14 protein-coding genes and 2 pseudogenes are annotated in these 16,005 nt (G+C 47.9%); 2 read left to right on the forward strand and 14 right to left on the reverse strand.

What is annotated here, in order from left to right:
- Positions 1–232: 232 nt before the first annotated feature.
- From QZ367_RS00615 to QZ367_RS00625, 3 genes are all read right to left on the reverse strand, one after another.
- Positions 233–1,126: a DMT family transporter gene (locus tag QZ367_RS00615; protein WP_291935895.1), complete on the reverse strand. Its 894-nt coding sequence runs from the start codon at positions 1,124–1,126 to the stop codon at positions 233–235.
- 279 nt (positions 1,127–1,405) lie between these two features.
- The gene (locus QZ367_RS00620) at positions 1,406–2,128 is read right to left on the reverse strand and encodes a hypothetical protein (RefSeq protein WP_291935897.1); all 723 of its coding nucleotides are present in this window, start codon (positions 2,126–2,128) and stop codon (positions 1,406–1,408) included.
- Between the two features lie 42 nt (positions 2,129–2,170).
- On the reverse strand, positions 2,171–2,860 hold the full coding sequence (locus tag QZ367_RS00625; RefSeq protein ID WP_291935900.1) for a hypothetical protein: 690 nt from the start codon (positions 2,858–2,860) through the stop codon (positions 2,171–2,173).
- Positions 2,861–3,211: 351 nt separating this feature from the next.
- On the opposite strand from QZ367_RS00625, the gene QZ367_RS00630 reads away from it, so the two are divergent.
- Positions 3,212–4,375 (forward strand): PepSY domain-containing protein, encoded by a 1,164-nt coding sequence (locus tag QZ367_RS00630; RefSeq protein WP_291935902.1) that lies wholly within the window; start codon positions 3,212–3,214, stop codon positions 4,373–4,375.
- Positions 4,376–4,548: 173 nt separating this feature from the next.
- On the opposite strand, the gene QZ367_RS00635 is transcribed toward QZ367_RS00630, so the two are convergent.
- The 11 genes and pseudogenes from QZ367_RS00635 to QZ367_RS10360 form a co-directional block, all read right to left on the reverse strand.
- A complete protein-coding gene (locus QZ367_RS00635) occupies positions 4,549–5,595 on the reverse strand; it encodes a hypothetical protein (protein WP_291935905.1) in 1,047 nt (348 codons plus the stop codon).
- Between the two features lie 306 nt (positions 5,596–5,901).
- Positions 5,902–6,393: a threonine/serine exporter family protein gene (locus QZ367_RS00640; RefSeq protein WP_291938104.1), complete on the reverse strand. Its 492-nt coding sequence runs from the start codon at positions 6,391–6,393 to the stop codon at positions 5,902–5,904.
- 1 nt (position 6,394) lies between these two features.
- Positions 6,395–7,210 carry a threonine/serine exporter family protein gene (locus QZ367_RS00645; protein ID WP_291935909.1) on the reverse strand — a complete coding sequence of 272 codons (816 nt, stop codon included), beginning with the start codon at positions 7,208–7,210 and terminating at the stop codon, positions 6,395–6,397.
- An 11-nt stretch (positions 7,211–7,221) separates the two neighbouring features.
- The gene (locus QZ367_RS00650) at positions 7,222–7,710 is read right to left on the reverse strand and encodes a hypothetical protein (RefSeq protein ID WP_291935912.1); all 489 of its coding nucleotides are present in this window, start codon (positions 7,708–7,710) and stop codon (positions 7,222–7,224) included.
- Positions 7,711–7,714: 4 nt separating this feature from the next.
- Positions 7,715–9,097 carry a peptidoglycan DD-metalloendopeptidase family protein gene (locus QZ367_RS00655; RefSeq protein ID WP_291935915.1) on the reverse strand — a complete coding sequence of 461 codons (1,383 nt, stop codon included), beginning with the start codon at positions 9,095–9,097 and terminating at the stop codon, positions 7,715–7,717.
- The gene (locus QZ367_RS00660; protein ID WP_291935918.1) at positions 9,094–9,909 is read right to left on the reverse strand and encodes a hypothetical protein; all 816 of its coding nucleotides are present in this window, start codon (positions 9,907–9,909) and stop codon (positions 9,094–9,096) included. Before QZ367_RS00660 ends, QZ367_RS00655 begins: the two co-directional genes overlap by 4 nt.
- A complete protein-coding gene (locus QZ367_RS00665) occupies positions 9,896–10,585 on the reverse strand; it encodes a cell division ATP-binding protein FtsE (RefSeq protein WP_291935921.1) in 690 nt (229 codons plus the stop codon). The genes QZ367_RS00660 and QZ367_RS00665 overlap by 14 nt, the downstream gene beginning before the upstream one ends.
- Positions 10,573–12,765, reverse strand: coding sequence for a tRNA (guanosine(46)-N7)-methyltransferase TrmB (gene trmB / locus QZ367_RS00670; RefSeq protein ID WP_291935924.1), 2,193 nt, complete (start codon positions 12,763–12,765; stop codon positions 10,573–10,575). Before trmB ends, QZ367_RS00665 begins: the two co-directional genes overlap by 13 nt.
- A gap of 3 nt (positions 12,766–12,768) precedes the next feature.
- On the reverse strand, positions 12,769–13,434 hold the full coding sequence (locus tag QZ367_RS00675) for a fibronectin type III domain-containing protein (protein WP_291935927.1): 666 nt from the start codon (positions 13,432–13,434) through the stop codon (positions 12,769–12,771).
- A pseudogene (locus QZ367_RS10355) lies at positions 13,364–13,690 on the reverse strand (RluA family pseudouridine synthase); the annotation flags it as partial. The gene QZ367_RS00675 and the pseudogene QZ367_RS10355, both read right to left, overlap by 71 nt.
- A 516-nt stretch (positions 13,691–14,206) precedes the next feature.
- Positions 14,207–14,860 (reverse strand): annotated as a pseudogene (locus QZ367_RS10360) (pseudouridine synthase); the annotation flags it as partial.
- A gap of 32 nt (positions 14,861–14,892) precedes the next feature.
- Here QZ367_RS10360 and QZ367_RS00685 point away from each other — a divergent pair.
- Positions 14,893–15,999 (forward strand): FtsW/RodA/SpoVE family cell cycle protein, encoded by a 1,107-nt coding sequence (locus tag QZ367_RS00685; protein ID WP_291935930.1) that lies wholly within the window; start codon positions 14,893–14,895, stop codon positions 15,997–15,999.
- The last annotated feature ends 6 nt before the right edge of the window (positions 16,000–16,005 follow it).

A 16,005-nucleotide genomic window follows, 5' to 3' on the forward strand; every position in this document is an offset into this window, starting at 1 on the left:
TGAAATTTTATCGCTAAAGCTTCGCCGCACGCCCCTGCTACGTAAATTTTAATACGAAATTTTGTTGCGGAATTTTAACGTATCTTTGCGCACGGCGCCGCAAAGTTCGGCGTGACATAGAATTTTGCATGGCGCAGAATTTCACCGCGAAATTTTAAGGCGTAGAATTTTATATGGCACGGAATTTCGCGTGTAAATTTTATGCGGCACGGAATTTTATAACGCCGCAAAATCAAACGTCTGCGAATCTGCTCCGTTTCGCGCTGAGGTAGCTTCCGATCTCGCTTATCAAAACGCCTGCGAGGATGAGCGCCGCGCCTAAAATTTGCATCACGCTTAGCCTCTCGCCGCCCACGAATACGCCCATGATGCCCGCCGTTACGGGCTCGAGCGTGAAAAACAGAGCGGTTTTTACGGGCGTCGTGTATTTTTGCATCAAAGCCTGCGCAAAAAAGCCAAAAACCGTTCCTAGCAGGCAGATCACCGCCATCGCGACGAAAAAGCTTCGATCCATCACCGGCACGATGCTGACTCTTTCAAAAAAGATCGTCGCAAAGCAACAAAGCACGCTTAAGAAGAGGATCTGCATGTAGGCGATGCCCGCTACGTCGCAGCTTTGCACGAAGCGGTTGGTCAGCACGATGTGAAACGAATACGCGCAGGCGCAGACTAGCGCCAGCGCTTCGCCCTTGCCCAGGCCTAACTGCGTATCGCCGATGAGATAGAGCCCAACGATCGCAAGCGCGATGCCCGCGTAGGCGTAGGAGTAAATTTTATGCCTAAACAGCGCCGCGGCGATGAAGGGTACGAGCGCGACGTTTAGACCGATGATGAAGGCTACGGAGGAGCTTTGCGCAAATTTAAAGGCGAAAGTCTGCGACGTAAAGCCCGCGAATAAAAACAGGCTAAGCACCGCGCCGTGCTTGATCTCGCGCGAAGTTATGGCCTTGAGCTTCGGGAAAAATATCGCGCCTGCGATGATGCTCGCGGCGAAAAAGCGCCAAAATAGTAGCACGAAGACGTTGTTGCTCGCAAGCGCCTGCGAGGTGGGCAGATACCCGAGCCCAAAAGCGATCGCCACGAAGAGCATTCCGATGTCGGCTCTGAATTCCAAACTTTTATTCATCAGTGTCCTTTTTGAAAATTTAAAGTGGTAATTTTACGAAATTTTAGGTAAAAAATAGGCTAAATTTTGACGATTTTGACGGAGAGGTTTGGAATTTTGGTTTTTAAAATCGCGAGTTAAATTTTAAGTACTGGCTCGTTTTAAGCTTTCGGTTCGTCTTTTTAGGCTAGCGCCCGGTTCGCCTTCTTGGGCTTACGCGCACTTGTTCGCGCGATCATTGCGCCGCTTCGCTACGCGTACATTTTACGGCTGCTACTCGCGCGTGGCTAAATTTAAAATTTAATCGCCCGCGCCCTCTTTGTCTTTTTTTAGAATTTCTATGTTTGTGCGCTCATTCGCGCCTTTTAAGCTTATGGTTTTTTTGAGCGCGGATTTGAGGGGAGCCTTCGCCTCTTTTGATTTCGTCATCTTATAGCGCCTCTTTCTTATCTCTGCTTCGATAAATTTTATATCTTGCTGTGCGTATGGGAACGAGAGCGTGAAATTTTTTCCGCTTTGCCCGTCTTCTACTATCAAAATTGGCATCTCGCCCTTCATCCCTTTTTCCATAAGGGCATTTTCTATATCGATCTTTGTGCTAAATTTAAACGGCAAACATTCCCATTCTCTCCTTATACTGCGGCTGTCTATGATGACGCCCCTTTCAGATAACGGCAGTATGGCAATTAGCATCATTGCAAGACCCATCACGATCACGAGTGTGGTCTCGCCGCCGCCTCTTTGCATATGCCCGCCTACGCATAAAGGGTCGTTTGTATCAAAGCATGCAACTTTACCTCCGCCTCTTGTTGTTTTTATCCAAGGCTCATCAAACGCCACCAACGAACCCCAGGATAAAAATAGCACGATAAGCATAGTTTTTGCTATGGGGCTAGGAGGTATGAGCCAGGCGCCCTTTTGCACGGTTTTATAAGAGGCTTTGCTTTTAAAAACCATGCTTTTTAAAATAGCAAGCCCAAACAGTAAAAGATTTATGCCGAATATCAAATATAAAAATATCATGCCGCCGCCTTAAATTTAGATATTTTTAGCGTTAAATTAAGCTCAAGCATTTTGCTCGGCTGCTTTAGCTTTTGAAATTTCAGCGAGCTTTTCTGATATAAAATTTTGCAAAAAATCTATATCCTTTTGTGCATACAAATATCCCGCCCCGAATTTAACGCCGCTAATTTTGCCTCGTATGCTGATTATTTTTACGCCTCTTATAAACCATGTGGCGTAGTTCATCTCATCAAAGTATATCTTTTCCGTATGCCTAAACGGCAGAACCTCCCATTCTTTGCAGATGCCGCTTTTATCTATTCTGATTCCTTTTTGAATTAGCACGATAAATGAAAAAATTATGGCGCAGACAGATATGATTTTGCCGAGTATTAGTCTAGGCTCGCTTATTTGCAGATATCCATCCACACATCTGGGATCGCCTTCTTCGAAGCATCTTAAATTTATGCCTGCCGCTTTGTATTCCTGCGAGCAAATTTTATCGTGAGTGTAAAAGCAGGGTATCGGATTACCGTTGTGTTTTGCTGCATTCGAGCTGGATAGGGTGATTACGCCAAGGCTTAAGCACATTATAAACATCTGCATTTTTAAGAGCGGATCGGTGGAGATAAACAGAGTTCCGTGATCTACGGTTTTGAATGATCTGTTTTTATCAAGCAATGAAACAAGAAGGCAAAAGCCTATCGTAACATAAAGGATTATCGAAGCAAACTCGGCTATACTTTGCGACATAATAATGACCTTGTTTTTTTGGATTACGCAAGCTCGCGACTTTGGCAATTTTAGCGCAAAATTTCTAAATTTACGAGATTTTGAGCGCGCTTTTTATAAATCGCGATTAGAATTTTATCTCGCTAGCGTGATCTTACCGCGCGAAAGGCGGATTAAATTTTTGGCTTTGAGAACCTAAAGCGCGCGGTTTATTACGTTGCGCGAGGTGCCTAGGCGCTCTTGCGATGCCATAACGCGCCTAAAATTTCGCAGCCTAAATCTTAATGATAATTATCTAAATATTTAAAATCGCGCAATATAATTGCGAGCCTCAATCAAATAAAGATTAAATTTATCTCGCAAGGATCTACAATGAGCTCGCTTTTGAAGCGCAATAAAATTTTGTTTAACGTCCATCTTATTTTGTCGATCGTTTTTTCTATCCCGCTGCTTATCATTGGCGTTACGGGCGCGATTTTATCGTATCAGCACGAGTTTGAGGCGCTAATAAACGCGGGCTCTAAAAAGATCGAAAAAACGGGCGAAATGCAAAGCGTGGAAAAAATTCTGCAAAGCTTTAGCGAGCAAACGGGCGCTAAGCAGCCCGTAAGGCTCGTCGTGCCAAAAAGCGATGACGAAGCCTTCGTCGTTTACGCAAATAGAAATGATGCGTATCTAGTCGATCCGTACACCGCGCAGATCATCGGCAAGGATCGCGGCACGGGCTTTGTGCTAACGGTGATGTCTCTGCACCGAAATTTGGGTTTAGCGCTAAGCGGCAACAAAACTGCAGGCGAGGTCGGTAAACAGATCGTAGGCGCGAGTGTCGTGGCGATGATACTGCTCGTAATAAGCGGCGTCTGGCTGCATTTCCCAAGGCTTAGGCGCAAATTTATCGAAGCTATAAAGCCAAATTTTAAACTCAAAAAATACGCTCTTTTTTATAACCTACACACGAGCCTAGGCTCGCTAAGTGCAGTGATTTACCTGCTTATCTGCTTAACCGGGCTTAACTGGTCGTATAGCTGGTATAACGATGCCGTGATGAAGCTTTTCGTAAGTTCGCAAAATTTACCGCAAGCTAGCGCGCCTAAAGCCGCCGCCGCTTCTAAAGATCACGCCGCCGCACCTGCTAAAGAGGAGGGCAAAAAGCCCGCTATGTATAAATTTAGCGACGCGCAGAGGGCTTATGAGATATTCAGATCAAGTGGCATAGAGTATAAAGAATTTACCCTAATGCTCGCAGCCGGAGATAAGATCGGTGTCAGGTATTATGAGCCCGACGCGCCCGCTACCGCCCGTCCAAAAGGCGCGAGCGTGAAGCTAAAGGAGGGAAAGGTCGCGGAGCAGAAGCAGACGGACGGTATCACCGTGGGCGAGTTTAAAGACGCGAACTATCAGCTTCACACGGGCTATTTTTTCGGGCTCGCGGGTAAAATTTTATGGTCGCTCGTTTCGCTTTGTATGGCGCTTTTTATCTTTAGCGGCTTTTATATGACGGCAAAAAGGGCGTTTAAGTCAGAAAAGCTCAGCTAAATTTTACTTTGGCGATAGAGGTGCGACGAGCGGCGCAAGAGAGCCAAATATCTACGAATCATTGAGATGAAATTTTCCGAAGCGGATCAAGAAAAGCCCTGATTTAACGATATTTGAGGCATACTAAAATTATCGTAGATTAAGTCTTAAGGCTATATTGCTCGTGCATTTTACTATAGCTTACTTTTAAATTTTGCGATCTCGGCTTTATCGATTTGGGTAGACATGATTTTATTTAGCTTCGTTTCGTTCGCCTGAGCAAAACAAGCTTTGTCGATTCTGCCTTTTTGGAAATCTTGGTCTAATTTCGTTTTTAAACGTTTAAAAATTTCTTCTTTTGAGCCGATACTGATTAGTTTGTAGATCTCTTTTTCGTCGGTTAAAATTTTATTCTTATCGCTATTTCTATCAATGGCGATAATATTAATTTTATCCCCGAAATGCTCTTTTAGCTTTTTTAAACCGCTCGGCAAGTTGCCTTGGATGCTAGACATAACTTCAATACTTCCGCCGCGCCCATATTCGTTAAAGCGCTTAAAAGTATTGTCTAAAGCTTTTTCGGGCTCTATATGCACCGCAGCAATTGTAACGTCTAATCTCTTTTGCAAGCATTGCTCTATTTTTGGGATAGTCGGCGCCGGGTTTGCCAACTGCCCTTCAAAAATAAGTTTAACTTTATCATCGCTCATAAAATTTTTAACCGAGGTTGTTTTTCCGGCTCCAGGAATTCCGGTGATGAAAATTGCTTTGGTTTTATTAGGTTCATCGCGCTTCAGAACCTCTTCAAACTGCGTCGCCGCCAAAACAGCGGAGGAATTATGTATCGCGTCATTTACTAGAGCCCTATTTTCTTTTGCTTCAAAGCAAGGAAAAAGTTCTTTGAATGTATCGGAACAAATATAACGACCACCCGTGGTATTAGGGTGCTCATTATATTCTTTTAAAAAATTTTTTAAAGAATTTTTAGCAAGGACAATCGCTTCGTCTTGAATTTTTATCAATTCGGCATTAGAGCTGAAATCAATCTTTTTTATTGCGCCTACTAACTTTGATTGGCTATTTCTTATACCTGCTTGTCGTATTCTTTCAATACTCTTTTTTGGAGCACCGCGATAAAGTTGCTTTTCTATTTTCTTGCGATATTCAGCGTCGTTTTCCATTCGCGTTAAATGATCGCTCACGCCCTGCCACATTTTCATCTCTTCTTCTGTTAAAGCCATTTCAAGTCCTTTCTAAGAAATTTGTAGTATTTTAATACATTCTAATTATAGCATTTATCTTTCTTATAATTATGCAACAAATGTATATTGGGCTGCAGAAATACACTTTTAAGTTATATGGGATATTACTACGATAAAAAAGAGAAAACAATAAAACAAATATCGAATAATGAGCGATAAATGAAGGATATAACTAAATTTTACCTTCGCGGCAAGAGCGGTAAATTTATAAAATTTTACCTCGCTAGCGAAGATGATAAAATTTAAATTTACCCGCCATGACTGCTTAAAATCCCATATTTAGCGTTATTTGCCTCTTGCGCCGCGAGTGATCATCAAGGATTGCTCGTAGAAAATTAGCAGCGTTATCGAGACGCCCGTGCCGAGCGCCAGTGAGATCGAGATCGTGGCAAGGGCGTTATCGAAAAACGAGATGAGGTGGGCGAGCTTCTGCTGCGCGCCCGCGGCTTTGATATAAGAAAACAGCGCCAAAACCGCCTTGTAGGCGTAGATGCCAGGTATCATCGGAAGCAGCGCAGGAAAGGCGATAATCTCTGCGGGCACCTTGAGGCGCTTGGCGCAAAGCATCCCCAAAACACCGATCAGAAACGACGCAAAAAGCGTCGCGGCGGCGATCGAAAAAATTTGGCTCTGTATCAGCAAAAACCTGCACGAATGCGCAACCGCCGCAAGCAGCGCCGAGAAGGCGAGCGTCTTTTTAGGCGGCATGCACGCATACGCAAACCCGAGCCCCGCCGCAGCGGCAAAGCAGGCGTCCTTAAATACCAAAAGCGCTATATCAAACATTTACAAGCCCCAAATTTGAGATACTAAGCGTCAGAAAGAGCCCGATTGCGATGCAGATGATCAAAAGCCCCGTGTTTAGCCCTCTGCTGATGCCTACGAGCATATTTTCGTTTAGGATGTCAAATACCGAGTTGATCAGCCAGACGCCGGGGATCAAAAAGAGTATGCTCGATCCCACGGCGACGTCGGGTGTGGCGCTAAGCCCGTAGCGAGCCCCTAGCGAGACGATGAAGGAGACTGCGAACGAAACTGCGATGTATTGGATTTTTAGGTTGATTTTAAGCTTGCTAAGCAGATAGCGGGCGCAAATTCCAAAAGCCGTAGCTGCAAAAACGAGCGCCATCGCACCGCCGTCGCCGCCAAAAAGCTCGCAGAATGCGGCGTTTGCGACGCTGAGCAGAACGAGAGTCTTGGCAAAGCTTTTCTTCTGCGAGGCCAAAATTTCGGCAAATGCAGCCTTAGCGCGCGCAAGGGGGATTTTTTCGTCGTAAATTTCCCAGCTAAGCGCGCTTAGCTCCGAGATCAGATCGAAGCTGATCTGCGCCGCAGCGCCCGTTTTGACGTAGGTGCGGCGGATAGAGTTGTCCGCAGGATCCATCACGCTGATGATGAAGTGGCGCACAAAGATCATCAGGCTAGCCTCATAGTCGTAAGCGTCCGCTATCCTGCGCACGCAGTGCTCTATACGCGCGGTGTAAGTGCCGATACTAAGCATCTTGGCGGTGTATTCGCTAAGAAAATTGGTGAGCTCTTGGATCTGCGGCCTCACCGCTTCTGCTTCTTTTGCTGCCGCTATTTCTGTTGTCATTATTTCCTCCGCTACCCTTGTAATCTCAATATCGTTTGCACTGTTTTTGTCATTTTTGCTTCTACGGCGCTCATAGCAGCCTCTATTTCCGCAGCGTCCGCCGTTTTTGATGCCGCTACGGCGTCCGTCGCCGTAGAATTTTTATTTTTAAAATTTAATGCAGTGGCAGCGCCCGTGGAGGAATTCTCGCTATCTAAATTTGACGCGGCAACATCGCTTGTAGCGGTAAAATTTTGACTGCTTAAATTTTGATTATTCAAATTTAACGTCACTTTGGAATTTACGTCATTCAAATTTAACGCCGAGGTTGAATTCTCGCCGTTAGAATTTCTTGTCGCAGCAGCGGAGCCTTCATCGTTCAAATTTGAAGCGGCGAAATTCTGCTCTTTTAAAGAATTTTGCTCATCTAAATTTAAATCGCAGCCTGAATTCTGTCCGCTTAAATTTAAACTTTCGGCGTCCTCGCAAGATCCGCTAAATTTAGAATTTTCATCGCCCACGGCTTCACCTCAGACTTATGAGATCGAGCGGGTTGATGTGGTAGTTCTGCTGCGTTACCTCAAAGGTCAGATCCGAGCCGATGCGCCCGATAATGTAGCCCTTTTTGACGTTGGAGCCGACGCGCACGGTAGGCGGGATCTGATTTAGATGTGCGTAGATCGTGTGGACGCCGCCGCTGTGCTCTAGGATCACGACCTTATCGAGCACGGCGGTTTCTTTAGCAAAGACTACCTTGCCCGGTAGCACCGCTTTAACCTGCGTGTCGCCGCTGTTTGAGCCCAGCACGATATTTTCGTTGAAAAGCTTGATGTTATACACGGGATCGTTGTAATTGCCGAATTTTCGCTTCAAATACGCGCCGTTCAGAGGCGCTGCGGTTTTAGCTCCGCTGTATTTTTTAACGCGCGAGGACTGATAGCTCGAGCCGTACTGCTTGACCTTTTGGTTGATCTTACTTACGCGCTCATCCGCTGGCTCGCTCACTTCGGGCTCGGGCTCAAGAGGCGGCGCAGGCTCGGGTTTGCCCGCCTTTTTTGCCGCCGCTTTTGCTTTGGCGTACTCTTTTTCGCGCGCCTGGCGCTCCTTTTGCTTCTGCGCTTCAAGCTTTGCTTGGCGTGCCGCTTCCTCCTTCTGCGCTTTGGCTTTTTCCTCGGCGTCGTCGATGATCTTAAGCTCCTGCAGGGTCTTAGATATGGCGTCTTGCTCGTCGTTTATCTTCTCCAGCTTCGCGATGTAGTCCTCTTTGTCCTTTTTCATCTGCGCGAGCTTCTCTTTTTGGGTGGTTTGCTTGGCGTTGAGATCGGTTTTTTTCTTATCGTAGCCCGCCATGCTCGCTTGGATCGATTTGATCTTTTTGTTTTGCTCATTGATAAAATTTTGATTATTTTCGTAGTCTTTGATTAGCCCTTTCAGCTCGTCGTTCATAACGACGCCGAGCCCCTCTAAAATTTCGCTAGCTACGATGGAATCGGGAGTGGTGGTGGAATTTACGTCGGTGATGAGATCAAACGATAACTCTTGCGAGATCACGCTTATGATCTTGCTCTCCAGTTCGCTTTGCACGCTAAGAAGCGTGGCGTTTTGACTATTGAGCTTTTCAAGCTCCTGTGCTTCGGCGGCGTATTGATCCTTTAGGCCTTCGATCGTTTCGCTTAGCTGTTTGATCTCGCCCTCGCGCTTTTTAAAGCCCTCCTGCTCCTTTACAATTTGACCTGCAATCTCGTCGATCTTTTGCGAGAGCTGCATCCCCTCCTTTTGCGAGCTTTTAAGCTCTTGCCCAGCTTTGGCGATCTTGTCTTTCGTGCTTTGACCCTTTGCGGGCGCGGCATAAGTAAGAGCCGCGGCAAGCCCTAGCGCAAGAAGCGGCGCTAAAAAAGCCCTTTTCATGCTCGTTTATTTCCGATTTGCAGCATCACAAAGCTAACTGCGATGATAGATAGCGCCAAGGCGGCACTCAAAAGGATTAGCGCATCGTAAGGTAGCACTATGGCGGTGCGCAGATCGCCGATGCCCTTAAGCGTGGTCGAAAACACCTCCCAACCCGGAAGCGCAATGTAGAAGCAGGTCACGATCAGCGTAGCGATGAAGGAGTCTATTATCGCCATTCGGTAGAGTTTGCCGCTTTTTATCAGAAACGACGCGCCGAAAAGCTCCATGATCTCGATGCGCTCTTTGTGTTCGTAAACCCAGATACGCATCTGGCGGTGAATTAACATCACGCCTAAAAGCACGATCAGAAACGCAAAGCCGTAAACGAGACTTTTTATAAGCAGTAAAATTTTAAAAATTTCATCGTGAGTCTTTTTAAAAATTTCAACCCGCGTGAGCGAGCCTATGGATTTTAGATCCTGCTCGATCTTGGCAAGCTGCGCGGCGTCGGGGAAGCTTTCGAGCTTGACGCTATAAAATTTAGGCAAATTTTTACTAAGCTCGGCAAAGGCGTTTTGTGAAATTTTACCCTTTAGCCGCTCAGTGATGCCAGCGGTCGAAATTTCGCTAATCGAGCTGATCTTAGGCACCGCTTTTTGCGCGTCTTGCAAGTTGAGCGAGGTTTTGGAGACTAGCACGATGTTGTATTCGTTTTGGATCGAGCGCTCGTAGCTTTTGGTTAGGTTACTCATAAAAATTCCAAACTGCACCGAAAAAAGTAGCGCGACGAGCGAAAAGATCACGCCGAAATGGGTTTTAATCGATTTCATTTACTTTAGCGTCCTTAATCTCAAAATGTCGGTGCCTAAAACGAAGAGTAGAGGGCATTTTATGCGTCACGATAACGACGCAGGCGTTCCACGACTCGCACGCCGAGCGCAGCAAATTCCAAATAATGGCGCTGGAGTAGTCGTCCAAATTTCCCGTAGGCTCGTCGCACAGCAGCAGCCGCGGATTATGCGCCATCGCACGCGCCAAAGCCACGCGCTGCTGCTCGCCGCCGCTAAGCTCGAGCGGATACTTACCCATCTTATGCCCGAGCTCGACGTGGCGCAGTAGCTTTTTGGCTTGGTCTTGGCAGACCTGCTGATTGTAGCCCATTATCATTAACGGAAGCATTATGTTGCGCTCGATCGTCCATTCGTTGATCAGGCGGTAGTTTTGAAAGATAATGCCGATACGCTGGCGCAGGGTGCGCAGATCTGAGTTTGTGATGCCCTTTAGATCGCACAGGCAGACGTTCAGCTCGCCGCCGATGATGTCGATGCCGCCGTAGAAGGACTTAAGCAGCGTAGATTTGCCGCTGCCGCTCTTGCCCGTAATGATGACGAAGTCCTTCGCGCCGATGCCGAAACTCGCGTCTTGGATGACCGTGCCCGCCTTTTCGTAGCCTAGCGTGAGGCCCGCTGCGGTGATGATGTTGTAATCGTCCGTTATCTCTGCCATTGTGAAAATATCTCCGAAATTTTTTGATGTGCCGCGTGGTTTTCGCGCGTAGGAAGCGGGCGGCGGATGAAGTAGCTCGTGCCGCTTGCGTTTGCGCGGATGAAACACTGCTGCGGAAAGTCGAACGCCCCGAGCGAAAGCAGGATTAGCACGTCTTGCGGTTCTGCGGCGCACGGCTTGCTTTGCCGTTCGTTTTGCTGCTCGGCAGTGCACGGCTTGCTTTGCTGTTTATCTTGCTGCTCGGCACGATTTAATTTGCCTTGGTGTTCGGCTTGCAACTCGTCATGGCTTGGCTCGCTTCGGCGACCGACTTGCGACTTGATAGAGTTTGACTTGTTTTGCAATTCAGCTTGCTGTTCGACAGCGTGGTTTAGCTCGTTTTTTAGTTCGGCTTGCGGCTCATTTTTGCAAAGTAAGACGCTTGCTTTTTTTGGAATTTTCGTAACGTTTGCTTGGTTTGCGCGGATCACATTTGATGCGGCGCTTGCTTCCGCTGCACGGGTTGCCGTGAATGAGCCGCTCGCATTCGGCGCGTTGCTAGTATCTATTGTACCGATCGTTGCGGATGCAGTACTTGCGCCTGTCGCATCGATAGCTGCAAGCGCACCCTCCGTGCCGCTAGCATTTAGCGCGCTGCTTGTTGCTATCTGCTCGCAGGCTAAAGCGCGCTTTTCGCTCGGGGCGGGGCGGCTAAATTTAGCGCTCGTTGCGGCGCCTATGCTTGTCGTATTTCTCGCACTCACTACGCCGCCGTCTGTTAAATTTAAGCAGCTTACATTCAAGCGATCCTCGTTTAAATTTACGCCGTCTTTTGCGTCCGCTTCATTAGCACTGTTTGTATTCAGCGGGGCGCTTGCTTTTTTTAGAATTTGCGTAGCGTTCTCGCAAGCTAAAATTTTATCGCCCGCTGTCGTAGCTGAAATTTTGCCGCAGTCTGCCGAAATTTCATCCATGCTCGCGCGCTCGGTTAAATTTCCGTCGCGCGCCGCGTCTAAATTTATAGCTTCGGACATGCCGTCGGCGCCTGCTTCGTACGAGATAAAACCGCCATCTAGGTTTGCGCAAGGATTTGAGTTCGTTTTTGAGGTAAAATTTGAGCCACTGCCTGCATCAAAATTTACGCCACCGCCCGCCGTGCAAGCCCCCTCCGCGTCCAAGCTTTTCTGCGCGTCAAAGTAAAAAATTTCCTCAAAATGCACGAAAAAATCCTCGCCTTTGAAGGTAAAATTTTTAAAATTTCGCGCGATTGCCGCCGCGTCAAATTTTAAAAATTCCATCTCAAACCGCTGCGGCTCGCCCTGGCTCGCGGTTTTGTTCTCATAGATCAGATCGTAGATGTCCTTATCCATTTTGCGCCATCTATCCTCGTATTTGCTCGCTACGGCGGCGTCGCGGTTTTTGAAGTGCGAAATTTCGCCCGCTTTGTGCTGCACGTAGGGCGAGAGCTTTTGCATCGCGTAGAGGAAGTACTCCTCGCTGTCGGTGCGAAGCTCGAAGCGGCCGTTGCGCCCGAGCGTGCGTGCGATCTGCGAGGCGAACTCGTCGCTTATGACGCGGCGGTGCGGCGCGTCGTCCCACGGCACGGGGAAGTGCAAAAATACGCGCTGCAGGCAGCCCGCGGGAAGCAGGCTCAGCAAAACCCGCGCGTCGGTGGCAATCAACGCAATGTTTTGCAGCCCCTCGCGGATCGCTAGTTTTGCGACCTGTTCGATCGCGGGCTTGTAAATTTCGATACCGATTAGTAGTGCGTCTTGATTTGAGCGCGCCTGATGAAGCAGATGTCTGCCTGAGCCGAAGCCGATCTCGATAAAAATTTTATTAAATTTAGAGCTTTTTACGAGGGATAAAATTTCATTCTCGTCCAAAATCAGCGGCGTTTTTTCGGTAAGCGAGCTGCCTTTGTAAGCAAATGCCTGCGAGATGATCTGCCCGCAGAAGCGCTCTTTAAAAATTTCGAGCGCTCGCTGCAGATGGCCGATCTTGGCGGGCTTGGTGATCTTTTCGCCCTTTACTATCACTTTACCGCCGCCGGGCTTAACGATGATAAAAAACTCGCTATCAAAGCTCTTAGTTCGCACGAGCGTTAAATTTCTGCCGCGCGCCGTTTCTAAAAATTCGGTCTCGCCGAGCTTAATTGGCAGCGGCGGCAGGCTCACACTTTGGGTTATGAAATTTGGCAAACTTTATTCTGCCTGCGCTGCGGCAATGACTGCACTAGGCTTGGACAGCTCTCCGTTTTCGGTTTTGACGGTAATACGGTATTCATATCCTTCGCCATAATCGATATTGTCGATATACTCAGCGCTAAGTCTGCCGCGAACCTCTTTAATTGTGCTCCACGACTCGCCTCCCTTAGGACGGCGCTCGATTAGATAGGAGCTTACGCGAAGATCTGGATGCGGGCGCCAGATGATCTTAACGCGGCCCGGAAGTCCGTAGATCGCCTGCGCAAACGGCACGGACTCTAGCATTTTCGCGGTACTTGCGATAGCGACCGGAGAAGGAGCCGAAACGCCCTTGGCGCCGTATGTGCGCACGGTGTATTTATACGAAGTGCCCGGCTGCAGCCTCGTATCTACGTAGTGAGTGGAGTATGGATCTGTGATGGTGGCGATCTTTTTGGCTTCGCCGCCGCTTGCAGGCGCGCGATAAACGATAAAGCCCAATACGGCGGTATTTGAGTCGTATCTAGGCCACTCAAGCCCGATCTCATCGTCGCTCGTGATCGTCCTAATGCCCTCTACGCGCGGAAGGCTCTCGTCGCTTGCGCTAGGCGCGCTAGACGTAGCGCAGCCAGCCGCTAGTATCGCTAAAGTAGCGCTCAACGTTAGTTGGTAAAATTTTTTCATAAATTTCATCCTTTACCTTTTGATTTGTCGTAAAATTTAGAAATTCGCTCGGCAAGCCCGCGCAAATTTTCACCTCTTTGCCGCTTCGCGGATGGATGAAATAGAGCAAATAGGCATGGAGCAAAATCCTGCTAATTTTAGCGTTTTCGCTCTTAAATCCGTATAAATGATCGCCCAAAATGTGCCGATTTATCGAGCTTAAATGCACGCGGATCTGATGCGTGCGACCCGTGAAGAGCTTTGCCGCGACGAGATTAAAGCTCTTTAGGCTTATCGGCGGCAGAATTTGGTTTTGATCGGGATTTTTAAAATTTAAAAATTTATTCTCGGCGAGACGGGCGGTCTGGGTTTGATCCGCGCTCATTTTGGCGGTTAAAATTTTATCTACGCTATCCGCGCGGCTGCTTGGAATTTTATCTGCGCTTTGGATTGAAATTTTATCCGCGCTCCGCATGCAATTATTTGAAATTTCATCCGCGTTATCCGCACCTGCGTAGTCGTTTAAAATTTCATCCATGCCCGCGTTCTTGCTCGTGCTTGCGTCGGTCGCTAAAATTTTACCCGTATCTGCACCACTGCTAGCGCTTAAAATTTTATCCTTGCCTGTGGATACGACCGAAATTTTACCAGCGCCTGTAGTCGTGTCTGAAATTTTATCGGCGGCTGAAATTTTATCCGTGCCCGCAGCTGTACTATCGCCCGCGCTCGTACTTAAAATTTCATCGCACCTCTCGGCGGAATTTTGAAGTTCCGTTAGTTCCGCTCCGCTTAGAATTTCATAAAACGCGCTCTTTGCGCTGCGTCCGTCGGGCACGATCCCCATTTTTAGACGGTTTGCGGGGTTGCGAGCGATCGGGCGCTCGATCACGCAGGGTTCTTTCAGCGGCAGGTCGATGAGCGCGAGGTATATCCGCCCCATGCTTTTATCGCTTAGCTGCGCCGAGAGCGCGGCGTGCGCGGCGTTGTTTTTGGCGACGAGCAGGGCGCCGCTGGTGAGTTTATCCAGGCGGTGCACGATGCCCGCGCGAAGCTCGCCGCCGAGCGTGGAAAGCAGATAGCCGCGAGACTTGAGCCAGTCCACGAGCGTGGGCTCTTTGACGCTTGCGGCAGGGTGGACGGTAAGGCCTGCGGGCTTATTTACCACTAGCAGATCATCATCCTCGTATAAAATTTCAACGTTGAAGTTTAGCCGCTCTGCGCTCGTTTGCTGCGGCGCAGGCGCGGGGTAGTCGATGTGCACGAGCTCGCCTGCAGATAGCTTGTAGCCGGGCTTAGTTTGCACCGCGTCGTCCACTCTGACCGCTGCGGATTTGATTAAGCTTGATATTTGATTGCGCGAAATTCCAAGCTGCGAGCTTAAAAAAACATCGAGCCTTTCGCTACATTGTGCTATTAGATTATCCAAATTTATACCTTTTTTGGCTATTCTTACGTCAAAATTTTAATTAGGATTAAGCGTTGTTTAAAATTGACAAAAAGATTTTAGCATATTTTGATTTCATTCAACCTTTTTTGATCGTGCCGATAGTGGTTTTTTCATACGTTTTAATAAGCGAGGCAAATGACGTGCTGTCCTCGAAGCAGGTGGTTTATTTCGGCGTAGGATTTGCCGTTTTTACGCTGTTTTTTCTCTTTCCGATACGCAAATTTTTATATCTCATACCGATATTTTATTGGATCAACATCATATTGCTGCTCAGCGTCGATTTTTTCGGCGTTAGCAAGCTAGGAGCGAGACGCTGGCTAGAGATTCCTTTCGTGCATTTTACGCTGCAGCCCAGCGAGGTGATGAAGCCGGCGTTTATCCTGATGCTGATGTATCTGATACACAAAAACCCGCCGCCTAAAAACGGCTACGGGCTGAAGGATTTTTTGCGCCTTAGTTTTTACATACTTCTACCTTTTGTTCTGATCGCGAAAGAGCCCGATCTGGGCACTGCCGCGATACTTTTTTTGACGGGATTTGCGATCCTTTTCATCATCGGCGTCGATAAAAAAATTTGGCTTACGCTGATCATCGTTTTTGTGGCCAGCTCGCCGATTTTGTACGAAAACATGCACGATTATCAAAAAAAGCGCATCGCCGATTTCATCAGCGAGGAGCCCAATTACCAGGTTAAGCAGGCGATCATCGCTATCGGAAACGGCGGCATCTACGGCAAGGATAAGGATGAAGCGACGCAGACGCACTTTAAATTTCTACCGATTGCGACGAGCGATTTTATCTTCGCTTATACGATCGAGCGCTTCGGCTTCGTGGGAGCTGCCGCGCTGATCGCGCTGTATGCGCTGCTGATACTGCATCTGCTGAGCCTAAACTACAACTTCAAAAACGATTATCTGATACGGGTCTTTACGAGCGCGCTTGCCTCGCTCATCTTCATTTACGCGGGCGTCAATATCTCGATGGTGGTGGGCTTCGCGCCCGTGGTGGGCGTGCCGCTGCCGTTTTTCAGCTACGGCGGCAGCAGCTTCATCACCTTTATGATCCTCTTTGGAATTTTACAAAATTTGCTGACGTTTAGGATGAAAGATAACTACAAAACCTACAAGATCAGGATGTAAATTTGG

The organism is Campylobacter sp. (genome assembly GCF_019423325.1).
Taxonomy (GTDB): domain Bacteria; phylum Campylobacterota; class Campylobacteria; order Campylobacterales; family Campylobacteraceae; genus Campylobacter_B.